This is a genomic window from Bradyrhizobium sp. LeoB3 (assembly GCF_055456055.1).
On the sequence record NZ_JBVBEF010000001.1, the window covers coordinates 388,818 to 412,265 of the forward strand.

Consider the following 23,448-nt stretch of genomic DNA (forward strand, 5'->3'; position numbering starts at 1 on the left):
GCGCCCAAAGGGGGCGCATCCCGGAATGATGGCGGCGACAATCGGCGTCTCGATACCGCCGCAGTTCCAGTCATGTCCGGTTCATCCGGACTTCCTCAAAATTGACGTCATCTGCTTCACAGTCAGTGATGCACGTCGTGATGGCCCGGAAAGTTCCTTAAATTTCGGTAAGACCTCCAGCCAGTAACGATTTCGCAAGCAATAAAAGTTACCAAATTGTCAACCTAATCTGGAGACTTTGAACGTGAGTGAGCAAGAGCGCGCCCCGATCCAAGCTGAAGCCGGAGCCAGCGGCGCCGCGCCGGCCGCTCCGTCCGCCGCAAGCGAACCGGTGTCGGCGTCCGCGTCGTCGGAAATCGCAGCCAACCAGGAAGAGACGGCGCCCAAAGCGGACGCTCCCAAGTTCGAGGCGCCCAACTTTGAAGCGCCCAAATCCGACGCTCCCAAGTTCGAAGCGATCAAGGCCGACGCGCCCAAGGTCGAGCCGACCAAAGTCGAGCCGGCTGCGCCAGAAACGCCTCGCACGCCCGGCAAGCTCATGATCATGTCGCCGGGCGAGCGCATCTGGGACGACGAAGGCGTGGCCGCCAAGCCCGTCAATGACGAGCGGCCGGCATCGTCGGGCAAGCGCCGTTTCGCCGCAATGGCGGCAGTCGTCGCACTCGCGACCGCGGCAGGCGCCATCGGCGGCGCGCTCGCCACCGCAGGCCTCGGCTATTACACCAAGCCCGCGACGGCAGCAGTGGTAGTGCCGCCGAAGGACACCGCGCTCGAAGCCTCGCTCGCGCGCATCGATGCCGATGTCACCGCACTGAAAGCCGGGCTCGACCACGCCTCCAAGACCGGAACGAGCCAGTTCAGCAAGACCAATGATCGCCTCGACAAGCTCGAGAAAGCGCAAGGAGAGCCGGCCGCGAAAATCGCCAAGCTCAGCGAGACCGTCGAGAAGCTGAAGGCAGCTTCAGCCGCGCCGGCCGCGGTTGCCGCGGCGCAGCCCGCTGCGGCCAAGGACGTGACCGGCAGTGTGACGCCGCCGGCGACCACGGCGGCTGCCGCGGCTCCGAAGCCCGAAGTCGGCCGGCTGCCGACCGTGGACGGTTGGGTGCTGCGCGATGTCAGCAATGGCGGTGCACTGATCGAAGGCCGCCGCGGCCTCTACGAGGTCTATGCCGGCGATCCCGTCCCCGGCCTCGGCCGCGTCGACGCGATCCGCCGACAGGACGGCCGCTGGGTGGTCGTCACCAGCAAGGGCCTGATCGTCGCGCGCTAGTTTGCAGCTCTCGTAGCCCGGGTGGAACGCAGCGCAACCCGGGACGCCTGCATCAACGAGTGGTCCCGGGTTACGCTATCGCTCCACCCCGGCTACGTCCTCACCGCGATGTGAGCCGGGTTTTGACTTGAATACGCCCCTCAGCGCGGTGTTAGTGGGGCATGAGCCGTGCGCTGCGTTTCCTCACGATCCTGCTCGCCCTATTGTGCGGCGCCTTGGCGGCGCGCGCCGCGCAGGACGAGGCGCTGGAACGCGGCACCGCAATCACCGACCCATCAGTGCTCCGTGATCTCGATCACGGCAGGTTCGGTCTCGCCCACATGCTGTCGCCGCAGCGACCTGTCGATCTTCCACTCGATAACGCCGAACTGTTCGCGCTGCCGTCGATGGCGCCGATCCGCGCCGCGCTCGACCGCGAGTTCGATCGCTACATCGCAAAGCACAAGCAAGATCTTCCGAACGAAACCATCGGGGTCGGCGACGGCTTCGCGTTCCAGCTGTTCGATCGCGCGCAGCTTTACTCAGCCACGACGCGCTTCGTGCTGGCCGGCATCGTCAACCGCATGGACCGCGCCTATGTCTCACCCGAAAGCTGCGGCGAAATCCGCCTGATCTATCGATTGACACGCGTGGATGCGCCTCTGATCGGCGAGAACGCGGTCTCGCAGCGCCTGCCGATGACGCTCAATCTGGTCTTGAGAGCGAAGGGCGAAGGCGCGCGCGATCGAAACGGTGCTGCGATCACTTGCCGCGAGATTGCGCGCCGTTGGCTTGCAATTAGCGACGTTTCGTCGGCGGAGGAGGGCGGACTTGAAAAGCTCGCCGGCAAGGATGGTCCTCTCGACTTGATTGGGTATGAGAATATCGAGCAGATCGAGACCAATCTGCAGATCGCCCATGCGCCGAAATCGCCAACCCGCGATTTCCGCACCGACTATCTCTTGAAAGTGTTCAACTATGTCAGCGACACTGGCCGCTTCGAGGAAGCGCCGCTGGAGAACCAGATCGATCGCGATCGCATCCTCGCCGATGAAAACCTGAAGCAGGAATTCAAGAGCTGGCTGCTCGATCCCAGGCATTTCGCCGAGCTCGACCGCGGCACGATCCTGATCCCCGAGAAATTCCTCGCCAAGGCGGCGATCGCGCCGACACCTGTTGGCTTCGACCTTTCGGAACTGCTGCCCGAATATGGGATGATGCGGGCTGAAAGCAACTCGGCTGCATTTGATGACAATGATGTTGTCGGTGCGCTGAAGAAGGCGGCGCAAGACGGCACCAGGTTGCAGAACATCGGCTCGGTCGCGGGCTTCGAACGCCGGCTCAACGATATCACCTGCGCCGGATGCCACCAGACCCGCGGCATCGGCGGCTTCCATTTCCCCGGTGTCGACTGGATGGCGGCCAAGCCGTCGAACACGACGGTGGTGCCGGCCTCGCCGCATTTCTTCGGCGACCAAATCCGCCGCCGCGACATCCTTTCTGCATTTGCCCGCGGCGCGCAGCCGGACTTCTCCCGCGGCTTCTCCAACCGCCCGCAGCTACGCGGCAGCACCGAGCTTGCCGGCACCGAATATGAAGACGGCTGGGGCGCCAATTGCTATCAGCAAAGCGCGAAGCCCGCCGACAACGACCCGAGTTTTCAGAGCTGGACCTGCGCCGAGGGGCTCGCCTGCCAGGCTGCCGGCAAGACCTCGCGCATTGGCATGTGCTTCATCAAGAGCCCGTAAAGCCGCTCTCACCGCTCCCCTGGCAGAGATGAGCGGCAACCCGAATTACTTTCGTCATGCGTTGTATGTTATGCTGCCGCTCGGAGGCCGCCCATGAGCGCATCCGACGACAAGCAGCGCAACCGCGAGATCGCCGAAAACGAGGCCCAACGGCAGATGATCGGCGCCGTCCGCGTCAGCACATGGGCGATCGCCGTCACCATCATTGTCGCCGCGATCGCAGCCGGCATCGTCTGGGCCTGGCTCAGCCGCTAGAGTTCCGTAGCCGGGGTAGCTCTGCGGACGCCTGTTGATGCGCCCTCTCCCCTTGTGGGAGAGGGCAGCTCAGCCATTGGCCACAGCTTCGTTTGGGTGAGGGGTTCTCTCCACGCGCACAGGCGCCTGCGGAGACAACCTCTCATCCGGCGCCTCGCGCCACCTTCTCCCACAAGGGGAGAAGGGACCTCACGCGTAGTGCTTCAATCGCTTCCCTGGCAACAGATCGTAAGCCGACTTCCAACCCGGAAGCGCCGCGATGCGGCCTAGCCACGCATGAATGGCCGGATGGCTCTTGGCGAACTCATAGCCGGTCTCGTCGCTCGGATAATGCAAATAGGCCATCATCGAAAAATCGGTCACCGTCGGCCGCTCGCCGAGAACGAAGGCTTTGTCCTGCAGATGCCGCTCGAGGATGCCGAGATAATCGTCGATCCGCCCGCGCAGAAACTTCAGCACATCCGGATTCGGCGACGGCATGAAGGTGCGCTGGAAGCGGTAGGTCGCCATGTAGCCGGTGAGCTTGTGATTGTCCCAGAACAGCCAACGCAGCAGCTCGAACTGTTCCTGCGCATTGCCGGCGCCGAACCGGCCATATTGCTCGGCGAGCTTCAACAGGATCGGCGCGGTCTGGGTCAGGCGCACGCCGTCCTCCTCCAGCACCGGGATCTCGCCCATCGGGTTGACGTTGGTGCGCCATTCCGCAGTCCGCGTCACGCCGCCGCCGAAATCGGTCCACACGCCCTCGAACGTCTCGCCGCACAATGTCAGCATCAGCGCGAGCTTGTAGCTGTTCCCGGACTCCGGGAAGTAGTGTAGCCGGTAGGCAGGCATAGGGCGCTCCTGTTCGTTGGTCCGACTTGCCAGCACAGGCTACGATACGTATAATCCGAAAAACAGAACATTTATTCTGTACGCGGTGCAGGGCAGCAATGCAACAGGAGTCACATTGGCGAGAGAGGCCGACCAGGAGATAAGCGCGCGCGAGCGTCCGCTGATGGAAGCGACCCTGCGTATCATCGGCCGTTCCGGCATCGATCGCGTGACCCATCGCGCGGTCGCGGCCGAAGCCGGCATGTCGCTCGGCGCCGTAACGCATCATTTTGCCACGCGCGATATTTTGGTCGACGCAGCGCTGCGCTTTGCATTGACGCGAGAGGTCGGCCGGCTGCAGGCCTTGGCGCTCAGCTTGCAAAGCAAGGCGTTCGATGCCGAAGCCTGGATCGAAGAACTCGTCGGCTGGTACGGGCAGGAACTGAAGACGCAAGCGGACATTCACATTGCCTGCTATGAGGTGTTCCTGGCCGCCGCACGCAGCGAGCGCTACCGGCCCATCGTGGCTGAATGGTTCGACACCTGGCGGCAAAGCTCCGAGCTCGCGCTGCGCGCAGCCGGCTCGATGAGCCCACACGCGCATGCCGAGCTGTTCGTTGCCGCGCTGATCGGAATCCTGCTGCAGCAACTCGCCATCCCGCGCCGCAACTTTCGGCAGGAAACCAGGGCGGCGCTGCTCGAGTTGGTCGAGGGACTGATCGGGAAGAGGTGAGCCTACGAGCTCACTTCGCGACGACGGCGCCAATTGTTGCGCCCTCTCCCCTTGTGGGAGAGGGCAGCTCAGTCATTGGCCACAAGTTCGTTTGGGTGAGGGGTTCTCTCCACGCGCACAGGTGCCCGCGGAGACAACCCCTCATCCGGCGCTTCGCGCCACCTTCTCCCACAAGGGGAGAAGGAAGGGTCGCCGTTTATGCCACCGCGCCGCTCGCGCGCAGCTTGCTGATATCAGCCTCGTCATAGCCGGCCTGGCGCAGGATCTCATCCGAGTGCTCGCCGACTTCCGGGGGCTTGCGCGGCTGCACCTTTTTCTCGCCGTCGATGAAGATCGGGCTGTTGACGGTCAGCATGGTGTCGTTCTCGAACCGCACCAGCACTTCGTTCTCGATCATCTGCTTGTCGGTCGGGATGTCGTCGAGGATGCCGACCACGCCGAACACGAGACCACTGCCGTCGAGGATCTTGCGCCACTCGGCGAGATCCTTGGTCGCGAAGACTTCGTCGAGGATCTTGATCAGTTCCACCGAGCGGGCATGGCGGCCGGCCTTGGTGGCGAAGCGTTCGTCGGCGACGAGGTCCTCGCGGCCCAGGCAGCGCGCCAGCGTCGGCCATTGCCGTTCCTCGTTGAGCAGCGACAGGATGATCCAGCGGCCGTCCTTGCACTTGTAGTGGTTGGTCACCGCGTTCAGCGCCTCTTCGCGCGGCTTGCGCTTGGAGAATTTCGCGCCGCAAAGCTTTGCCTGCGCCAGCACGCTGTTGGCCCAGACGCCGTTCGCCATCAGATTGGTCGAGACGTGCGAGCCCTTGCCGGTGCGTTCGCGCTTGAACAGCGCGGTGACGATCGCGCCGTAGAACGCCATCGCGCAGGGGTGGTCGCCCATGCCGGCGACTGAGCGCGCTGGCGTGGTGTCCTCATCTGCGCGCACTAGGTCCATCAGGCCGGAGCGCGCCCAATAGGCGTTGCTGTCGAAGCCCGGCTTGTTGGCCTCCTCGCCCTTTTCGCCATAGCCGGTGAAGGAGGCGTAGATCAGGCGGTCGTTGAGATGGGCGAGGTGGTCATGGGTGATGCCGAGCTTGGCGCGCACCTGCGGCGGCATGTTGGTGATGAAGACGTCGGCTTCAGTGACGAGCTTGTACAGCACCGTCTGCGCCTCCGGCTTGGTGAGGTCGAGCGCCAGGCTCTTCTTGTTGCGCGCTTCCAGGAGCCAGGCGAAATTGTGCTCGGTGTGGGGATAGCCGGGCAGGTTCGGCAGGTTGCGGTAGGGATCGCCGGCCCCGGGCGGCTCGATCTTGATCACGTCGGCGCCGAAGTCGGACAGCACGGTCGCGGCCGCCGGCGCCGCAATGAAGCTTGCGCAGTCCAGAACCTTCAAGCCTTCAAAGATGCCTTTTTCCATCGTGCCGTCGCTCCCGTGACGTTTGTTGCTGTTGTTCGTGAGGCGGAATTACCGCTGCCGATGATCCCGAGGAAGCGACATTTGACCTATCTGGGGTGGGGGATGCAACGGCTGTTTCGGCCGTCATTGCGAGGAGCGGAGCGACGAAGCAATCCATGCCTCCGCGAACATGGAGAGATGGATTGCTGCGCTTCGCTCGTAACGACGTGGAGAGAGCCGCGCATTCCAATCTATCCCCTCACCCTGAGGAGAGCGCGGAGCGCTCGTCTCGAAGGGCGAGGCCACCGGCGGGGCTCATGGTTCGAGACGCGCTGCGCGCTCCTCACCATGAGGGGCGGACAGCGGTGCTAGCCCGTCATTGCGACGTTGGCTTACTCCCCGCCCGCCAGCAGCGCCGCATTGCCGCCGGCTGCCGCCGTATTGATCGTCACGGTCTGCTCGGTCGCAAACCGCGCCAGATAATGCGGCCCGCCGGCCTTGGGCCCGGTGCCGGAGAGACCGCAGCCGCCGAATGGCTGCACGCCGACGACAGCGCCGATCATGTTGCGATTGACGTAGATGTTACCGACCGAAAGGCGCTCGACGATATCCTCGACGGCGTCGTCGATGCGCGAGTGGACGCCGAGCGTCAGCCCGTAGCCCGTCGCTTCGATCGCACGCAGCACGTCATCAAGATTTTCCGCGCGATAGCGCACCACGTGCAGGATCGGGCCGAACACCTCTTCGGTGAGCTGGCTAGCGCTCGCCAGTTCGAAGATATGCGGCGCGACGAAGTTGCCCTCCGGTGCAGTGCCGGCGAAATGCACGCGCGCCTCCCGCTTCATCCGCGCGATGTGCGCATCGAGCCGCTGTTTTGCCTCCGCATCGATCACCGGTCCGACATGGGTTGAGGGATCGGTGGGATCGCCAAGTTTCAATTCGCGCGCCGCGCCCGCGATCATCTCGATCGTGCGGTCGGCGACGTCGTCCTGGACGAACAGCAGCCGCAGCGCCGAGCAACGCTGTCCGGCGGAGCGGAACGCCGAGGTCACGACATCGTCGGCGACTTGCTCGGGGAGCGCGGTGGCATCGACGATCATCGCATTGATGCCGCCGGTCTCGGCGATCAGCGGCACGATCGGGCCGTCCTTGGCGGCCAGCGTGCGGTTGATCGATCGTGCGACTTCGGTCGAGCCCGTGAAGACGACGCCTGCGATGTCAGGATGCGCCACCAGGGCCGCGCCGATCCGGCCGTCGCCCTGCACGAGCTGCAGGGCGGAAGCAGGCACGCCCGCCTCGTGCAATAGCGCGACTGCCTCAGTTGCGATCGACGGCGTCTGCTCGGCCGGCTTTGCCACCACCGAATTGCCTGCGATCAGCGCGGATGTCACTTGGCCGAGGAAGATCGCCAATGGAAAATTCCACGGCGAGATCGCGACGAAGACGCCGCGGCCGCGCAAGACGAGCGTGTTGCTCTCGCCGGTCGGCCCCGGCATCGTCTCGCCGTCGCCGAACAGCTTGCGGCCCTGCGCGGCGTAATAGCGGCAGAAATCGGTGGCCTCGCGCACCTCGGAGAGCGCGTCGTCCAGCGTCTTGCCGCCTTCGCGCTGCAGCAGCGCGATGAAATGCGCGGCACGTTGCTGCAACAGCTCCGCGGCGCGTTCAAGGATTTGAGCGCGCGTCTCGGCCGGCGTCCGGCTCCAGCGGGAAAATCCGCCACGCGCCGTGGCGACCGCGGCACTCGCCTGTTCTGGCGTGACCTCGCTGCTGGTAGCCGTCGGCGCTGTTTCGGCGTCGACCGCCGTCAGCAGGCCATGCAGCGCGGCGCGTTCGCCGAACTCGATCCCGCGCGAATTCTGCCGCTCCGGCCGATAGAGATCCTGCGGCAGCGGGATGTTCGGATGGCGCGCATGCTCTGCCGTGCCGATGATGTCGGCCGGCCGGCGCAGCAATGTCTTCACGGGCACCGCTTCATCGGCCGCGAGCGCGACGAACGACGAATTGGCGCCGTTCTCGAGCAGCCGTCGCACCAGATAGGCGAGCAGGTCGCGATGGCTGCCGACCGGCGCGTAGGTGCGATAGGCGATATCGGGGCGATCCTTGGCAAGCTGCGCATAGAGCGCCTCGCCCATGCCATGCAGGCGTTGGAATTCGAAGCTGCTGCCGTCGCCGGCCAGCTCCAGGATGGTCGCGACGGTGAGCGCATTGTGGGTCGCGAATTGCGGAAACAGCCGCGGCCGCAACGCCAACAGCTTCCTTGCGCAGGCGACGTAGTTCAGATCCGTCATCGCCTTGCGTGTGAACACCGGATAGTCGGCGAGCCCGCGCTCTTGCGCGCGCTTGATCTCGGTGTCCCAATAGGCTCCCTTGACCAGCCGCACCATCATCCGGCGGTTCAGGCGTAGCGCAAGCTGACTGGCATAGTCGATCACCTCGCCGGCGCGCTTCTGATAGGCCTGGATCGCGAGGCCGAAGCCGTCCCAGCCGGCAAGCGCATCGTCAGCAAAGGCAGCGGCGATCACGTCGAGCGACAATTCCAGCCGGTCGGCTTCCTCGGCGTCGACGGTGAAGTTCAGGTTGAACGCCTTGGCCTGCCGCGCGAGTTCGACCAGCCGCGGCACCAACTCACCCATCACGCGGCCGCGGCTCACCGCCTCGAAACGCGGATGCAGCGCGGAGAGCTTGACGGAAATGCCGGGCCGGTCGGGCAGGGGACGGCTATCCGCCGCGCGCCCGATCGCCTCGATTGCACGCGCATAGGAATTGAAATAGCGCTCGGCGTCCTCGGCGGTGCGCGCGCCTTCGCCGAGCATGTCGAAGGAATAGCGCGGTTTCTCAGCCGACTGCGAATGCGCCCGCGACAGCGCCGCCTCGATGGTCTCGCCGAGAACGAAGTGGCTGCCCATCAGCCGCATCGCCTGCCGCGTGGCGGCACGCACCGCCGGCGCGCCAAGCCGTTTGGTCAGTCGCCCGATCGTGCCCTGCGGCGTTTCCCCGGGCTGGATCACGCGCGCAGACATGCCGAGCGCCCAGGCCGAGGCATTGACCAGGAACGCGGTCGATTTGGTCTCGTGATTGACGAAATCGCCTTGGCCCAGCTTGTCTTCGATAAACAGGTCGGCGGTCCGTGCATCCGGCACGCGCAGCAGGGCTTCCGCCAGCACCATCAGCGCCAGGCCCTCTTTCGTCGAGAGCGCGAATTCCCGCAGCATGTCCTCGATGCCGCCCAGCGGATCGTCATTGGTGCGGATCGCCTCGATCAGCCGCGTCGCGGTGGCATCGATCCGTGCTTCCTGCGCCGTGCCGAGCCGCGCATCGGGCAGCAGCCGCGCCGCGATCGCGACATCGTCCGGCGCATAGGCCGCGCTGAAAGGTGGAAGAGAAGCGTATTCGACCGGCATGCCGTTTTCCTCAGACCCACCAAGACCCTACTTCCATCCGAACCGTATTTCGATAGACATATTCTTCCATATGCCTTAGAAAATAAGCCAATACGACTATTATGGTTGATATATGCCTGATTTAGATAAAACGGACCGCAAAATCCTCGAAATTCTGCAGGACGACGGCCGAATCGCCAATGTCGAGCTGGCGGAGCGCATCGGGCTGTCGCCGACATCGGTCGGCGAACGGCTGAAGCGGCTGCAGCGCGAGGGATTTGTCGAGGGGTTCGGCGCCCGCCTCAATCCGCACCGGCTGGGCCTCGGGCTGCTCGTGTTCGTTGAGGTGATGCTCGACAAGACGACGCCCGATGTCTTCGAAAAGTTCGCGCACGCCGTGCGGGCCGCGCCTGAGGTCCTGGAGTGCCACATGGTCGCTGGCGGCTTTGACTATCTGGTGAAGGCGCGCGTCGCCGACATGACCGCCTATCGCCGCTTCCTCGGCGAGAGCCTGCTCGCGCTCCCCGGCGTGAAGGAGACGCGCACTTACGCCGTGATGGAAGAGGTCAAGCGCGACGCGCCGCTGCCGGTTGCCTAGCACTTTCGTTGGGCGAGATGTGATCCACAGGTTCCGCTTCGGCATATTGGCAGGACCGGGACGTCACGCTAATCCTTGCTTCCTCTTTGGGCGCAGGGCGCATGAGCAACACGGATCAATCGATGCATCACGGCCCACGCGCAACGCTCGCAGGCGTCTGCGCCGGCCTGCTGGCGCTCCTTGCCAGCCCTGCGGCTTGCGCCGAGATGAGCGCGGCGGTCGAGGCGCTCTACACGTCGGTGTCGATCTATCCGCCGTCGGCGAACGCGATGACGGTCTGCTACGGCTTCGTCTGCCGGCGTCGCGAGACCCTGGATTTCAGCGCTGCCGACCGCGCCGCGCTGACGCAGATCATGAATGCGGGCCGCGCCTCCGCGGCGGCCGAGCGTGCTGCGGTGCAAAAAGCAGTGATGTGGTTCGACCGTCGCATGGGCCCGATCATCGGCACCGACAAGCGCGTGGCGAAGGCCGATTTCCGCTATTTCGACGACAAGCACAATTACGATTGCTGGGACACCACCCGCAACACCACGAGCCTGCTGCTGGTCCTGCAGCAATGGAATCTGCTGAAACATCACATCGTTGGCGATCCGCATTACCGCGGCAACACGCTGGTGCTGCAGACGCCGCACAACACCGCGGTGCTGGTCGAACGCGCCACCAAGGTGGAATGGGCCGTCGATCTCTGGCCGCGAGGCTATCTGCAGCCGCCGGACGTCATGCCCGTCGCCCAATGGGTCACGGAGGACTGAAAGTGGCCGACGCGCGGATGCGCGCGCTCAGCTCCTTGTGAACGCTTCCCTCTGGTGGAATTTGTTTGGACGTCACCCCCAGACGCATCCCCGAGAGTGCGACCTTTGCTGGGTATCCTAGACTTTCAAATTCTCCGCCGATGTCCGGCCACGATTGGCGATCTCGTCGTACTCGACCGACTGCCCCTCATTGAGCGTCGTAAGCCCGGCCTTCTGAACCGCTGAGATATGAACGAATATGTCCTTGCCACCCGATGAGGGTTGAATGAATCCGTAGCCCTTGGTCGGGTTGAACCATTTTACAGTACCTTTAGCCATTCACGTCGTCTCCGGCGGAAAATCAAATAATTAAACGAGCGTGCCGGTCCCCGCACACCCCGGCATGTTCGCAAGGCGCAGGATAACGCAGATTGCGTCGCGCTTGGTAGGGCAAAGCTCACGCGTGATTTTGGCGGAAACACGCCGTTTCGCGGCGCTTTTGCGCCCTTTTGCCTATTTACCCTTCATTCCCGTGGAAAAGATCGGCCAATCGCGGCAAGTCTCGGGCATCTGGCGCGGCCGCAGCTTCGTGAGTCAGCGCTCACCATCAGCGCATGCCGACGTTGACGATGCGGCAGCGGCCGCCGCGATTAGCAGATGATAGTCAGGCCGCGACCACCTGATCGCCGCTCGCCACCGCGGATAGCGTGCGCGTGTCGTCGACCGTGCGCACGGTCATCGGCTCGTTGCGGCCGCGGATCGCGACTTCCTGTTGGGGCAGCGCATCGGCGGCCAGGCCTGCGGTGATGCGCACCTCCTCGGAGAAGATGGCTTCGCAGCCGAGCAGCTTGGTCATATCCTGCAATCGCGCCGCGACATTAACGGCGTCGCCGAGTGCGGTGAACACCATGTGGTCGCGATAGCCGATGTCGCCGACGATCACCTCGCCGCCATGGATGCCGATGCCGAAGCGGATCGGCTCGGGCAGGTCATGGCTCAGGAATTCGTTCAGCTCCTCAATGTTCTTGCCGATCTGCGCCGCCGCGCGCAGTGCCTGCCGGCAGGCCTGCTGTCGGCTGCTCGCGAGTCCGAACAGCGCCAGCATGCCGTCGCCGACGAACTGGTTGGGCTGGCCGCCGTTTTCGATCACCGCCTGCGACACCGCGCTGAGGAAGCGGTTGACGATGAAGACAGTGTCGAACGGCAGCCGCGTCTCCGCAAGTTGCGTCGAGCCGCGCATGTCGACGAACAGGCTGACGAGATAGCGCTCCTGCCCGATCCGCGTCGGGTTCGACGCATGCGCGTTGGCCGACATCGTGTGCGGGGTGAAGAGCTGGAAGAAGGAGAGATCGGTGGTCGGCTTGAGCTGGCAGGCGAGCCGGACCGAGGGATCGGTCGATCCGACGCGGCCGAGCACGAAGGCCTCGCGCGGCGAAGGTTCGGGCAGCATGCTGCAGTCGCCGATGATGCGGATGCGGCAGGTCGAGCAGCGCGCGCGGCCACCACAGACCGAGGCATGCGGCACGTTGTGGCGCAGGCTCGCCTCCAGCACGCTCAATCCCTTGGGGACCCGGACGGTGCGGCCATTGCCGTAGGACAGGCTGATCATGCCGCCGCGCCGCTCAAGGATGGCGCGTCCGCCGCGCGCGAGCAGCACCAGGGCAAGCAGACCGACATAACCGATCGTCATGCCGCCGGTGATACGGTCGAGCATGTCAGCCTGCTCCAGCGTACCGACATGTTGCGCTGACAGGTTGTCGTGCCGCCACGCGGGATCGGTGCTGTCGGCGATCACGGTGCGTCCACCCTGGTAGACGCCGAGCAGCGCCAGCGTCGGGATCAGCACGGCGGCCGCCAGTAGAAACGGCGCCGCGCGTCTGAAGAAGCGGCGCATCCTCAGCCAGAAATATAGCCCGATGCAGCCGTGCACCCAGGCGATGACCAGCACCGCGAGCATCGGCCACAGCCTCTGTTTCGCGCCGACGAAGAATATATAGAGTTCCTGCGGATACAGCTTCTCGTGCCCGTACAGCGTATGGCTGAGCCGCACGCCCACGATATGGGCGATGATCAGGAAAGGGATGCTCAAGCCCAACAGCAGCTGCAGCGGCTCGATCGCCTTCCAGCCGAACTGGCGGCGCTGATACAGCGCCCAGATGCCGAGCCCGGAATGCACGAGGCAGGCGCTGTAGAAGATGAAGGCGATAGGTGGGAATTGCCAGAAGGCGGTGTGCCACTCGACGCCCCAGGCCAGTGCGTCCAGTGAGATATTGCCAAGCGCGTGATTAAGGAAATGGCTGACCAGATAAGCGAACAGAATGGTGCCGCAGGCGAGCCGAACCTGCCGCAAGCCGATGCCGCGGAAAAATTCTCGTAACTGCTGGCGCGCAGAGGTGGCCATGTGATCTGTAGCTACTATCGTCAAATCTAATGCCTTATTCCCTGCCAAATACCATCGCCGTCCCGACCTCGTGCCGTTCCATTATAGTCGTATAACGTATAATGCCTCCGCGCTCTCAAGTCCGCCTCTCCCCTTGTGGGAGAGGCCGGATTGCATCGACAGATGCAATCCGGGTGAGGGGTCCCGGCCTCTCGAGGAACGTCCGCCCACAGATAGACCTGAACCCCTCACCCGGATTCCACGCGTGCCGCGTGAAATCCGACCTCTCCCAAGGGAGAGGTGGGAGCTCGCTGCTCCAGTCGCGCCCAAATTACACACCTGTCATGAGCCGGTCTTCCGGAACGCCCGCCTATCATTCTTTTCCCGCGACACGTTGACACCCCGCTGGGAGTCTAGGAAAAGCGCGGCCGTGACGAATATCCCGCTCAAGTCCGGCCGCGCAACGCCGGACGACTATCCTTCCGCGCCGTCATGGCCCGTCGTGATCGCCCTGATCGCGGCGATGACGGTTCTGCGCCTGATCTATGCGGCCGTGCTCGACCTGCGCACGGACGAGGCTTATTACTGGACCTGGTCGAAGGAGAACGTGCTGTCGTTCCTCGATCATCCCCCCATGATCGCCTGGTTCATCCGCTTCGGCACCGCGAACTTCGGCGACACCAATCTCGGGGCGCGCTTTGCCGGCATTCTGGCGATGCTCGTGACCCAGCTCCTGCTCGCCGATATCGTCCGCCGCGTTACCCATGATTTCAGGGCGGTCGTGCTGGCGCTGCTGTTGCCGGAGGCCGCGCTCTATTACGGCCTCTTGATGGCGAAGGTCGCGCCCGACATCGCGATGATCCCGTTTGCGGTCGCGATGTTGTGGTCGCTGGTGCGGCTCACCCAAAGCGGCGAGCCGCGCTGGTGGCTCGCCGCCGGCCTGTTCGGTGGACTTGCGCTGCTCTCGAAATTCACCGCGATCATGCTGCTGCCGGCAGTCGTGGCGTTCATACTGGTGCCGTCCTGGCGGTGGCGCTGGCTCTCCAGCCCCTATCCTTATTTTGCCGTCGTGATCGCGATCCTCGTGTTCTCGCCGGTGCTGATCTGGAATCACCAGCATGATTGGGCCTCGTTCCGCTTCCAGGCGGTGCGCGCCACCGCCGATCATCCGTTCTCGCTCCGCACCCTGGGTGAGTTTTTCGCGCTGCAGCTCGGCCTGGTCGGATTCGTGGTGCTGCCGGTGGTGCTGTCGGGCATCACGCTCACCGCATGGCGCGGCTATCGCACCGGCGAGCCGGTGGCGATCCTGCTCTCGACCGCGGTGATCGCGCCGTTCTTCTATTTCCTGTGGAAGTCGCTGACGCTGCGGGTCGGCGACACCTGGCCGATGTTCCTGTGGCCCGCCGGCTTTGCCGCCACCGCCATCAACATCGCCATGCTCCCGCGCGAAGGTTGGCCGAAATGGATGATCCGCGCGACCATCTCCTGGGCGCGGATCGCGGTGATCTCAGGCATCGCCTTCGTCATCTGCGTGTTCGTCTATTATGTCGCGACGCCCTTCAATTTCATCGGCCGCACCGATCCGATCGGCGGCGAAGCCGGTTACGAGCAGCTCGCCGCGCGGGTCGAAGATCAATTGCAGAAGCAGGGCGCGAGCTGGATCGCGACCACTGACTACCGCACCTATGCGATGCTGCGCTGGTTCTTCAATGGCCGCGTGCCCGTGGTCCAGCTCAACGAGCGCGGCCGCTTCCAGGGCTTCCGCGATCCCGGCATGGACCGCATCAGGGATCACGCCGGCATCTATGTCGTGCGCGAGCTCGACAGCCAGATGCCATTTTTGGATGCGGCAGGCACCGTGCGCCAGCCGCTCGAACGCGTCGAGCGCGTCTGGCGCGGCATGGTGATGGACAGCTTTTTGCTTGAGAAGCTGACCGGCTACACCCCCGAACTCGCGCCGCCACCGGATTCGCCACTCTTCCGCTGGCGCGTGCTGGCGATATTGCTCGCGCCGGACGCGACCTGCACCTTCTCCCCTTGTGGGAGAAGGTGGCAGCCCAAGGCTGCCGGATGAGGGGTTCTCTCCGCGAGCGCCCATGCATGTGGAGAGAGACCCCTCACCCGACCGAGTTGGTTGCCGGAGCAGCCCTCTCCCACAAGGGGCGAAGGCACATCAACCTGCGCCACGCTCTTCGTCGTCGCGCTTGCGCAGCAAGTCTTTTGCAAGATCAGCGAGCGCCGGCCTTGGCAACGCGGTGAACGGCAACGGCCGGGTCACCTCGATCGCGGCGAGGCCGAGGCGGGCGGTGAGGAGGCCGTTGAGGACGCCTTCGCCGAGGCGCTGCGAGAGCTTGGCGGCGATGCCGTGGCCGAGCATCTGCTGGATCACGCTGTCGCTGGCGGCCACGCCGCCGGTGATCGCCAGATGCGTGATCACGTGGCGCATCAGACTGAACATGCCGAGCGCACCGGGCCGGCCACCATAGAGGTAGGCCAATTGCCGGATCATGCGCAGCGCCGCCACGAACACGAACAGCACGTCGATCGCCGCACGCGGGCTCACGGCCGTCACGACCGAGACCCGCTGCGCCGCCGATGACACCAGCCGGCGCGCTTCCTCATCGAGCGGCGTCATCAATTCGCGCTCGGCGAGCTTGATCATGTCGGCGCCGTCGATGATGTCATCGGCATGGCCTTGCAGCGTGGCGCGGGCGCGGGCGAGTTGCGGGTTCTCGTGCGCGAGCTTGAGCAGATCATTCACGATCGCGCGGCTTGCCGCGCGGTCGTCGCTGAGCAGCACGTCAGCGGCGCGCAGATGGAGTTTCTCGATCGTCGCCAGCCGCGCTAGTCCAAAGGCCTCGCGGCCGATGACGACGAGCAACGCGACCGTCGCGACCACGGCCAATGCGAGTCCGACGAAACCGAGCCCTTGGTTGCGCGCAAACAGATCCTCGATCAGGTGGATGACGCCGAGGCCGGCGCCGAGCAGCATCAATCCACCGGCCGCGGCCCAGAACAGCGTGCCCCAGCGGAAGCCGCGGCGCGCCGGCGCAAGCGGCGCATCGACCGGCACCGGCAGCAGCGCCGGATCTGGCTCCGGCGTGATCTGGATGGTGCCGCGGGCGGGCCGGCCCTTCTCGTCCGCGTCGATCACGATCACGGAGGGGTCGTCGAGCTTGAAGGTCGCCGGCCGCCGGTGGGGCGTTTTCTCGCTCATTGCAGTCGGTCTCCGATCAGGAACTGGAGCGCGCGGTCAAGACGGATATGGGGCAGGGCGGGTTCCTCGTCACCCTCCCGCACCAGCTTCGGAGGCCGAAATCGCAGGAAGCGGTAATCGGCCTTGTCGGCGGTCGCGCTGGACAGGCCGCGGAAGGTGCCCCTGAACAGTTCCTCGGGATCGGCGGGCAGGTCGCCCGGAAAGGTCGCAACCTCAGTCTCGCCGTCGAAGGTCTCCCCATTGGCGGATTCGCCCGGCGCCGGCGTGCCCAGGATCGACGGCAGTTTTTCGCGGCCGCGCGCCACCTGCGCTTCGCGGGTCGCGCGCACCGCGGCGAGCGCCACCACGTCGATTGCGGCGCCGGCAAATTCGGCGCGGTCGGCGGCCTTCGCCACCGTGCGCCGCAGGATCGCTTCCAGCCGGTCATGGCTCTGGTGATGCAGATGATCGGCCTTGGTTGCCGCAAATAAAATGCGGTCGATCCGCGGCCGGAACAGCGCGCTCAGGATCGTGCTGCGCCCGATACGGAAGCAATCCAGGATGCCGGCCAGCGCGGCTTCGAGATCGTGCAGCGCCTCCGGCCCGGCATTGAAAGCGGCGAGCGCATCGACCAGCACGATCTGGCGATCGAGCCGCGCAAAATGATCGCGGAAGAACGGGCGCACCACGACGTCCTTGTAGGCCTCATACCGCCGCCGCATCATTGCCCATAGCGAGCCGTCGGGCGCGCTGCCATCGATGGGAACCTCGAGCGGCGCGAAGGTCAGCGCCGGCGAGCCGGCGAGGTTGCCCGGCATCAGGAAGCGGCCGGGCGGCAACAGGCTCATGGCAAAGCGTTCGTCGCGACAGGCACGAAGATAGTCGGTGAAGAGTTTCGCCGCCTTAAGCGCCGCCTGTTCGTCCTCGCGGCCTTCGGCATCAAGCGTCTTCAGATGCTCATGCCAGGGTGCGGCGAGTTCGGCGCGAAGCGGTTCGCGTGAAAGCGCAAGGCTCTCCGCCGACCACTGCTCAAAGCTCTTGCTCAGCAGCGGCAGGTCGAGCAGCCACTCGCCGGGATAGTCGACGATGTCGAGGGTGAGCGTGCGGTCCGCGCCATTTTGCCGCTGGTAGTCAATGACGAGGCGAAGCTCGCTGATGTCGGTGGTCGAGTTCGGCCAGCGCCGTTCCTCGACCAGGGTGCGGACATGGTTCTCATAGTCGAAGCGCGGCACCGCATCGTCGGGCTGCGGCTCCAGACGCGCCCGGGCGATCCGGCCCGAGGCATAGGCCTCGAACACCGGAAAGCGGCCGCCGCGGGTCAATCCATGGATCAGCGCCGTGATGAACACCGTCTTGCCGGCACGCGATAGCCCGGTGACGCCGAGCCGCACGGTCGGGTTGAAGAAACTGTCGCCATAGTCCCAGAGCGCGCGCGCCGACAGGCGCGCTTCCTCGACAATATCGGTGAGATTGAGGGCCATGCAGGCGAGGAGCAACTCGGGCGGGAGGAGGGCAATTGGCGAACGATTATCCGCAAAATGGCAATTGATGGGCCAAAATCAAGCACTTCGTCAGTCTGCCGCTGGCGGCCCCGTTCATCGCCGGTTCAAAAAACAGCCACGACGATAGGGTACTAGATCGGCTAACCTCCCAACGCCGATGTCCCCTCGCTTCTACCGTGCGCGCCGACTGGTCATGACGATATTCCGACTGAAGCAACTCGCCTCCAATTCGATCCACGCGGCCGGTGCCGTGATCTGGAACTACGACCGCGCCGAACTGATCGCCGACGGCATCGTCCATGTCGTCGGCATCTGTTTCGGCCTGATCGCCGCCACCGTGCTGATCGTGCTGACGGCTATCTACGCGACACCGGGCGATGTCGCGGTGGTCTCGGTCTATGTCGCGGGCCTCTTGGCGATGCTGGTGCTGTCGGCGACCTACAATCTCTGGCCGGTGTCGCGCGCCAAATGGGTGCTGCGCCGGTTCGACCATTCGGCGATCTATGTCCTGATCGCCGCGACCTATACGCCCTTCATCATGGAATTGCGGGAGAGCTATTTTGCCATCGCGCTCCTGATCGGGGTCTGGTGTGTGGCGATTGTCGGCATCGTGCTGAAATTGACGCTGCCGGGCCGCTTCGACCGGCTGTCGGTCGGGCTCTATCTCGCCATGGGCTGGAGCGGGGCGATGCTCTATGATGCGGTGGTGAAGGTGCTGCCGGCGATGGCACTGTGGTTCGTGGTCGCGGGCGGCGTCTTGTACAGTCTCGGCGTGGTATTCCACGCGTGGCAGCGGCTGCGCTTCCAGAATGCGATCTGGCACTGTTTTGTCTTGCTTGGCGCGGCCTGCCATTATACGGCGATCCTCGACCTCGTGCTCGCGAGCTGAGGCGCTGACAACTAAAAATCGGGAGGGGGCCATGCAGGTGGCAGAAAAAGTCGTGGTCGTCACCGGTGGCGGCAATGGCATCGGCAAGGCGCTGTGTGAAGTGTTCCACCGCGCGGGCGCCGCCAAGGTGGTGGTGGTCGATCTCGACCATGCGGCTGCTGAGAAGGTCGCAGCCTCCGTGGGCGGCGCGGCATTCAAATGCGACGTCGGGCAGGAGAAGAACGTCCTGCATGTGATCGAGGCGACCGAGCGGATGTTCGGCCCGATCGCGCTGTTCTGTTCCAATGCCGGGATCGGCGGCGGCTTCGATCCGCTCTCCGTGAACGCCGGCGGCACCTCCGATGAGCCTTGGGCGCGGAGCTGGGCGATCCATGTGATGGCCCATGTCTATGCCGCGCGGCATCTGGTTCCACGCATGAAGGCGCGCGGCGAAGGCTATTTCCTCAACACCATTTCGGCGGCCGGTCTGTTGTCGCAGGTCGGCAGCCCGGCTTATTCCACCACCAAGCACGCCGCGGTCGGCTTTGCCGAGAACCTCGCGATCTCGCATCGCGCCGACGGCATCAAGGTTTCGATCCTCTGCCCGCAGGGCGTCGACACCAACATGCTGCGCTCGATCCCGAAGGGCCCGCAATCCGGCGACGGCGACCTCACGGCAGAACAGGTTGCGCAGGACGCGTTGCGCGGCATCGAGCAAGAAACCTTCCTGATCCTGCCGCACCCGCAGGTGCTCGGCTACATGCGCAAGAAGACCGAGAACTACGACCGCTGGATCGGCGGCATGGCCAAGATCCAGGCCAGGATGCGTGAAGAGCACGGGAAGTAGCGCGCAGCCCATACTCGCGTCGTCCCCGCGAAAGCGGGGACCCATAACCACAGGGAGTTGTTGTGGCGCGAGCACGCAGTTGCAGCGGAGCGTACTATTAACGCCTGTGGTTATGGGTCCCGGGTCAAGCCCGGGACGACAGCCGGAGAGAGCCGCGCGCTCCGCACTATCCCGTCACGGAGGAGGACTCTTCGCGTCGGTGCCGCGTTACGGATGTAGCCATGTTCGGGCATCCACGCCCTTTCCATCCGCGCGAGCATGAGCAAGAGTAAACTGCGAACGGACATCTGCGAGGACGTCATGGATTTCGTCACGGTGCGGAACGGATCGATCAACCTCACTGTGGCCGTCGCCGGCCGCGGTCCCCTGATCGTCTGCGTTCACGGGTTTCCCGAGCTCTGGTACTCGTGGCGTCACCAGATCGATCATTTCTCGGAGCGCGGCTATAAGGTGGCGGCGCTTGACGTGCGCGGCTACGGGCAGAGCTGCAAGCCGCAGGAGATTGCCGCCTACACCATTCGCAATCTGGCCTCCGATATCGCCGCCGTGGTCGATCAGTTGGGTGACGGCAAGGCGATCCTGTTCGGTCACGATTGGGGCGCGCCGATGGTCTGGAATACCGCGCTGCTCTACCCGAGCAAGGTGACGGCTGTCGCCGGCCTCAGTGTTCCCTACATTCCCAGACGACCCGTGCCGCTTCTCGACACGTTCAAAGCCACCTACAAGGACCGCTTCTTCTATCAGCTCTATTTCCAGGACGAAGGCGTGGCGGAGAAAGAGCTCGAGGCCGACATCCCCGTCGCTTTGCGAAAACTCTATTTCGCCATCTCAGGTGGCGCCCCGCTCAACAAGTGGCTCGATCATAAACCGGTGGATGCGAAATTGCTTGACGGGATGATCGATCCGAAGCCGTTTCCGGACTGGATGAGCGAAAAGGACCTGCAGGTCTATGTCGACGCATTTCGCGCCGGCGGCTTCCGTGGCCCGCTCAATCGCTACCGGGCACAGGATATCGATTTTAAAGAATTGGCGGAGTTTGCCAACAAGCCCGTGACGCAGCCATCGTATTTTGTGGCCGGCGAGCGCGACGCGGTTCGCGCGTTCATTCCCGGCATGGATCTCTATGCGAACCCCGGGATCGGCTGCACCGACTTTCGCGGATCGGTCATTCTCCCAGGTATCGGCCACTGGGTGCAGCAGGAAGCACCAGCTGAGACCAACGCAGCGCTGGAGCGGTTCCTCGGCGGGCTTTGAGGGCTAAGGGCCAATATCCGTGCCCTCTATCGTCGCGCCTTCTGCGTGGGCTTCTTCCTTACCCTCCGCGTGAGCTTTTCTTCTTCAATACCTTTGCGAGCCGCGCGCGTCCTGAGCTTCGCCTCTTGCATAGGCGGCGTGCCGCTTGGCGAGACGACGCCGTCATCGACCTTCTGCTTGTGGCGACGCTCAGTGTGGGACAGCCGCCAGCGAACCAAATCGTCCGCACCGGGGCCTTCTTTGATTGCGAGATCCAGGGCGCCGAGCTGCTCACCAGTGTTCTTGTCGATGAAACTCCACTCGACGTCGGCCCCGGTCTTTCGATTGACAAACTTCAGCGGCGGCGCTGAAGCGCCAGAGACGTCGCAGCGATCCCCGATCTGCGCGAGCACCGGCATCACAGAGGCGATTTGCCAGCCCTTTTGGGTCAACAGGTATTCAAATCGTTCCGGATTTACCTGATAGCGCCGCCGCTCGATCAGGCCATTGGCCTCAAGGTGGTTCAACCGGTCGCTGAGCGTCGCATTGGTCACGCCAGACGATTGGCGAAAGTCCTCGTATCGGTTGAGACCGAGGACAAGGTCGCGCAGGATCAGCAGACCCCAACGATCGCCGATCACCGCCATCACGCCGGCGATCGAGCATACCATTCCGTCGAAACCCTTCGAGCGCATCAACCATTTCCACGAGTTACGCGAGGATCATCGTCGCGCAGCTCTCATCATAAGAGCCAACTTAGGTCGGCAACACGGCAAATTCAACGAAGCGTGAGACGAGCCAGACTTTCTTGCTTTTCTGACTCACTCTTATTATAAGAGTTACAGTCCAGTGACGAGTGCCGTCGTTTCGAATGACCGCGAAACGCCCGATCACCAGGCGGGGCTCCCGTTGGCCGGCCGCGACGCCGCTGCCAATCGGCTCAAAACCTGTGGAGATAACCATGCCCACGCACAGCACCTCCAACATCTTCGTCATCGGCGGCACGGGCGCTCAGGGCTTGCCCGTCATCGGCGCTCTGGTCGCTGACAAGAAATATTCTGTCCGAGCCCTTAGCCGCGACCCTGCCTCCCGACGGGCAAATGCCCTTCGCGCATTCGGCAACGTGTCCATCCTCGAGGGAACGTTCGCGGACGAGGCCATATTGCGGGAAGGCTTCCGCGGTTGCGACGGGGCATACGTCAATATCGATGGGTTCAACACCGGCGAGAAGGCGGAGACCTATTGGGCAATCCGCAGCTACGAGATAGCCGTGGAAGAAGGGATCAAGTTCTTTGTCTATGGAAATCTGGACTACGCGCTCAAGAAGTCCGGTTATGATTCCATATTCCGTGCGGGTCACTATGACGGCAAGGGCCGCATGGGCGAATGGATCTTGTTTCAAAACCAAGCGAACAAAGACAGGATGGGCGCGGCGGTGTTCACCACCGGCCCATACATGGAGATGGCAATCTCGGCGATGACGCCCATGACTCCTTCTGTGGAGGATGGCGTCGTGACGTGGCGAGTTCCGCTCGGCAACGGAGCCGTGCCGCACGTTGCGCTTGATGATTGTGGCTATTATGCCCGCTGGCTCTTCGACAACCCGGAGCGTGCGAATGGCATGAATCTCGAAGTCGCCATCGAGCATGTTGAGTATCAGAAACTTGCTGCGGCGTTCGAGAAGGTGACGGGGCATCCGGCTCAATACATCGATACGGACTTGGACGCGTACTGGAATGGCTCGCTCAAAGCGGCCGCTGACTTGCCCGCCGGATACAATGCAGATCCCAACGACAAAAGCACCATGAGCTTCCGGGATAACTTCACCGGGTTCTGGAACGTCTGGAAATACGGAGTCGTTCAGAGGGATTACGGGTTGTTGGATGAAATTCACCCCAATCGAATTAGGAGTGTCGAACAGTGGCTTTGGCGAGAAGATCAGTTGGGAAGAGAGCTTAGGAAGGGAAGCCTTTGGGAAAGAGTTCAACCGGAAAATTTGTACAAGGCGCCGCCGCTTCTGAAGCTGACTGAGGATAAGAGGAAGGGGACGCTGTAGGGTGAACGGATGAAACAGGACGATCTTACACCGACTGATTTCTACACGGCTTGCGTATGTCTCGGCCTGAACAGGGCCGCCCGCGCCACATCGCGGAGATACGACGCGATGTTCAAGCCCATCGGCATCACGTCGGGACAGTTCACTATCCTGTCCGCGTTGAAGCGCAACGAGCCGGTGCCGACCAGCGACATGGCCGATCTGCTCGGTATGGATCGCACCACGCTCACTCGCAACTTGAAGCCGCTCGAAACCAAGAAGCTCGTTGCGATCCAGCCGGACGCGCGAGATCGTCGTATTCGTAGCCTGACACTGACGGCCAAAGGCCGGGTACTCCTGAAACAAGCGGTACCCCTCTGGCGGAAGGCCCAGAAAGAAAGCAACCGCCGCATAGGCGCCAAGCGTTGGGACGAGCTCAGACCAACTCTGGACTTCTTATCAGCCTGACGAGCGGGAAGAAGCGTCACGCATTTTTGTG

The 23,448-nt window shown here is 63.7% G+C and carries 20 protein-coding genes; 12 read left to right on the forward strand and 8 right to left on the reverse strand.

Features of this window, described 5'->3' with window-relative positions:
* Positions 1-244: 244 nt before the first annotated feature.
* From ACZXDY_RS01695 to ACZXDY_RS01705, 3 genes are all read left to right on the forward strand, one after another.
* Entirely contained in the window at positions 245-1,270 is a 1,026-nt protein-coding gene (locus ACZXDY_RS01695; RefSeq protein WP_464344202.1) for a hypothetical protein, read from the forward strand.
* A 161-nt stretch (positions 1,271-1,431) separates the two neighbouring features.
* Positions 1,432-2,997 (forward strand): hypothetical protein, encoded by a 1,566-nt coding sequence (locus tag ACZXDY_RS01700; protein WP_464344203.1) that lies wholly within the window; start codon positions 1,432-1,434, stop codon positions 2,995-2,997.
* Between the two features lie 93 nt (positions 2,998-3,090).
* A complete protein-coding gene (locus tag ACZXDY_RS01705; protein WP_464344204.1) occupies positions 3,091-3,252 on the forward strand; it encodes a hypothetical protein in 162 nt (53 codons plus the stop codon).
* 189 nt (positions 3,253-3,441) lie between these two features.
* Here ACZXDY_RS01705 and ACZXDY_RS01710 read toward each other — a convergent pair whose 3' ends face one another.
* On the reverse strand, positions 3,442-4,086 hold the full coding sequence (locus ACZXDY_RS01710; protein WP_464344205.1) for a glutathione S-transferase family protein: 645 nt from the start codon (positions 4,084-4,086) through the stop codon (positions 3,442-3,444).
* 115 nt (positions 4,087-4,201) lie between these two features.
* Here ACZXDY_RS01710 and ACZXDY_RS01715 point away from each other — a divergent pair, with 115 nt between their 5' ends.
* Positions 4,202-4,798: a TetR/AcrR family transcriptional regulator gene (locus ACZXDY_RS01715; RefSeq protein WP_464344206.1), complete on the forward strand. Its 597-nt coding sequence runs from the start codon at positions 4,202-4,204 to the stop codon at positions 4,796-4,798.
* Between the two features lie 196 nt (positions 4,799-4,994).
* On the opposite strand, the gene ACZXDY_RS01720 is transcribed toward ACZXDY_RS01715, so the two are convergent.
* Positions 4,995-6,200, reverse strand: a complete 1,206-nt coding sequence (locus tag ACZXDY_RS01720) for a CaiB/BaiF CoA transferase family protein (protein WP_464344207.1) — start codon at positions 6,198-6,200, stop codon at positions 4,995-4,997.
* 371 nt (positions 6,201-6,571) lie between these two features.
* The gene (gene putA / locus ACZXDY_RS01725; RefSeq protein ID WP_464344208.1) at positions 6,572-9,580 is read right to left on the reverse strand and encodes a bifunctional proline dehydrogenase/L-glutamate gamma-semialdehyde dehydrogenase PutA; all 3,009 of its coding nucleotides are present in this window, start codon (positions 9,578-9,580) and stop codon (positions 6,572-6,574) included.
* A gap of 112 nt (positions 9,581-9,692) precedes the next feature.
* Here putA and ACZXDY_RS01730 point away from each other — a divergent pair, with 112 nt between their 5' ends.
* Positions 9,693-10,157, forward strand: coding sequence for an Lrp/AsnC ligand binding domain-containing protein (locus ACZXDY_RS01730; RefSeq protein ID WP_028161740.1), 465 nt, complete (start codon positions 9,693-9,695; stop codon positions 10,155-10,157).
* 101 nt (positions 10,158-10,258) lie between these two features.
* On the forward strand, positions 10,259-10,909 hold the full coding sequence (locus tag ACZXDY_RS01735) for a hypothetical protein (protein ID WP_051396434.1): 651 nt from the start codon (positions 10,259-10,261) through the stop codon (positions 10,907-10,909).
* A gap of 117 nt (positions 10,910-11,026) precedes the next feature.
* Here the strand turns inward: ACZXDY_RS01735 and ACZXDY_RS01740 are convergent, their stop codons facing one another.
* Positions 11,027-11,227, reverse strand: a complete 201-nt coding sequence (locus ACZXDY_RS01740) for a cold-shock protein (RefSeq protein WP_028161742.1) — start codon at positions 11,225-11,227, stop codon at positions 11,027-11,029.
* Positions 11,228-11,552: 325 nt separating this feature from the next.
* The gene (locus ACZXDY_RS01745; protein WP_464344209.1) at positions 11,553-13,289 is read right to left on the reverse strand and encodes an adenylate/guanylate cyclase domain-containing protein; all 1,737 of its coding nucleotides are present in this window, start codon (positions 13,287-13,289) and stop codon (positions 11,553-11,555) included.
* 502 nt (positions 13,290-13,791) lie between these two features.
* Here ACZXDY_RS01745 and ACZXDY_RS01750 point away from each other — a divergent pair.
* A complete protein-coding gene (locus tag ACZXDY_RS01750) occupies positions 13,792-15,342 on the forward strand; it encodes a glycosyltransferase family 39 protein (RefSeq protein ID WP_464344396.1) in 1,551 nt (516 codons plus the stop codon).
* A 99-nt stretch (positions 15,343-15,441) separates the two neighbouring features.
* On the opposite strand, the gene ACZXDY_RS01755 is transcribed toward ACZXDY_RS01750, so the two are convergent.
* Together ACZXDY_RS01755 and ACZXDY_RS01760 are read right to left on the reverse strand one after the other, a co-directional pair.
* Entirely contained in the window at positions 15,442-16,485 is a 1,044-nt protein-coding gene (locus tag ACZXDY_RS01755; RefSeq protein WP_464344210.1) for a YcjF family protein, read from the reverse strand.
* Positions 16,482-17,945: a YcjX family GTP-binding protein gene (locus tag ACZXDY_RS01760; RefSeq protein ID WP_464344211.1), complete on the reverse strand. Its 1,464-nt coding sequence runs from the start codon at positions 17,943-17,945 to the stop codon at positions 16,482-16,484. Before ACZXDY_RS01760 ends, ACZXDY_RS01755 begins: the two co-directional genes overlap by 4 nt.
* 214 nt (positions 17,946-18,159) lie before the next feature.
* On the opposite strand from ACZXDY_RS01760, the gene trhA reads away from it, so the two are divergent.
* The 3 genes from trhA (at position 18,160) to ACZXDY_RS01775 (ending at position 20,935) form a co-directional block, all read left to right on the forward strand.
* A complete protein-coding gene (gene trhA, locus ACZXDY_RS01765) occupies positions 18,160-18,855 on the forward strand; it encodes a PAQR family membrane homeostasis protein TrhA (RefSeq protein ID WP_028161747.1) in 696 nt (231 codons plus the stop codon).
* Between the two features lie 31 nt (positions 18,856-18,886).
* Positions 18,887-19,681, forward strand: coding sequence for an SDR family oxidoreductase (locus ACZXDY_RS01770; RefSeq protein WP_464344212.1), 795 nt, complete (start codon positions 18,887-18,889; stop codon positions 19,679-19,681).
* 258 nt (positions 19,682-19,939) lie between these two features.
* A complete protein-coding gene (locus tag ACZXDY_RS01775) occupies positions 19,940-20,935 on the forward strand; it encodes an alpha/beta fold hydrolase (protein ID WP_464344213.1) in 996 nt (331 codons plus the stop codon).
* A 26-nt stretch (positions 20,936-20,961) separates the two neighbouring features.
* Here ACZXDY_RS01775 and ACZXDY_RS01780 read toward each other — a convergent pair whose 3' ends face one another.
* Entirely contained in the window at positions 20,962-21,609 is a 648-nt protein-coding gene (locus ACZXDY_RS01780) for a winged helix-turn-helix transcriptional regulator (RefSeq protein WP_464344214.1), read from the reverse strand.
* 266 nt (positions 21,610-21,875) lie between these two features.
* Between ACZXDY_RS01780 and ACZXDY_RS01785 the strand changes: the two genes are divergently transcribed.
* Together ACZXDY_RS01785 and ACZXDY_RS01790 are read left to right on the forward strand one after the other, a co-directional pair.
* Positions 21,876-22,970 (forward strand): NmrA family NAD(P)-binding protein, encoded by a 1,095-nt coding sequence (locus tag ACZXDY_RS01785; protein ID WP_464344215.1) that lies wholly within the window; start codon positions 21,876-21,878, stop codon positions 22,968-22,970.
* A gap of 9 nt (positions 22,971-22,979) precedes the next feature.
* The gene (locus ACZXDY_RS01790; protein WP_464344216.1) at positions 22,980-23,417 is read left to right on the forward strand and encodes a MarR family winged helix-turn-helix transcriptional regulator; all 438 of its coding nucleotides are present in this window, start codon (positions 22,980-22,982) and stop codon (positions 23,415-23,417) included.
* Positions 23,418-23,448 lie beyond the last annotated feature (31 nt).

Coding starts and splice junctions, on each gene's coding strand:
- ACZXDY_RS01700 (WP_464344203.1), top strand. CDS start 1,432: ATGAGCCGTGCGCTGCGTTTCCTCACGATCCTGCTCGCCCTATTGTGC.
- ACZXDY_RS01705 (WP_464344204.1), top strand. CDS start 3,091: ATGAGCGCATCCGACGACAAGCAGCGCAACCGCGAGATCGCCGAAAAC.
- ACZXDY_RS01710 (WP_464344205.1), bottom strand. CDS start 4,086: ATGCCTGCCTACCGGCTACACTACTTCCCGGAGTCCGGGAACAGCTAC.
- ACZXDY_RS01720 (WP_464344207.1), bottom strand. CDS start 6,200: ATGGAAAAAGGCATCTTTGAAGGCTTGAAGGTTCTGGACTGCGCAAGC.
- putA (WP_464344208.1), bottom strand. CDS start 9,580: ATGCCGGTCGAATACGCTTCTCTTCCACCTTTCAGCGCGGCCTATGCG.
- ACZXDY_RS01730 (WP_028161740.1), top strand. CDS start 9,693: ATGCCTGATTTAGATAAAACGGACCGCAAAATCCTCGAAATTCTGCAG.
- ACZXDY_RS01735 (WP_051396434.1), top strand. CDS start 10,259: ATGAGCAACACGGATCAATCGATGCATCACGGCCCACGCGCAACGCTC.
- ACZXDY_RS01740 (WP_028161742.1), bottom strand. CDS start 11,227: ATGGCTAAAGGTACTGTAAAATGGTTCAACCCGACCAAGGGCTACGGA.
- ACZXDY_RS01745 (WP_464344209.1), bottom strand. CDS start 13,289: ATGGCCACCTCTGCGCGCCAGCAGTTACGAGAATTTTTCCGCGGCATC.
- ACZXDY_RS01750 (WP_464344396.1), top strand. CDS start 13,792: ATGACGGTTCTGCGCCTGATCTATGCGGCCGTGCTCGACCTGCGCACG.
- ACZXDY_RS01755 (WP_464344210.1), bottom strand. CDS start 16,485: ATGAGCGAGAAAACGCCCCACCGGCGGCCGGCGACCTTCAAGCTCGAC.
- ACZXDY_RS01760 (WP_464344211.1), bottom strand. CDS start 17,945: ATGGCCCTCAATCTCACCGATATTGTCGAGGAAGCGCGCCTGTCGGCG.
- trhA (WP_028161747.1), top strand. CDS start 18,160: ATGACGATATTCCGACTGAAGCAACTCGCCTCCAATTCGATCCACGCG.
- ACZXDY_RS01770 (WP_464344212.1), top strand. CDS start 18,887: ATGCAGGTGGCAGAAAAAGTCGTGGTCGTCACCGGTGGCGGCAATGGC.
- ACZXDY_RS01775 (WP_464344213.1), top strand. CDS start 19,940: ATGAGCAAGAGTAAACTGCGAACGGACATCTGCGAGGACGTCATGGAT.
- ACZXDY_RS01780 (WP_464344214.1), bottom strand. CDS start 21,609: ATGCGCTCGAAGGGTTTCGACGGAATGGTATGCTCGATCGCCGGCGTG.
- ACZXDY_RS01785 (WP_464344215.1), top strand. CDS start 21,876: ATGCCCACGCACAGCACCTCCAACATCTTCGTCATCGGCGGCACGGGC.
- ACZXDY_RS01790 (WP_464344216.1), top strand. CDS start 22,980: ATGAAACAGGACGATCTTACACCGACTGATTTCTACACGGCTTGCGTA.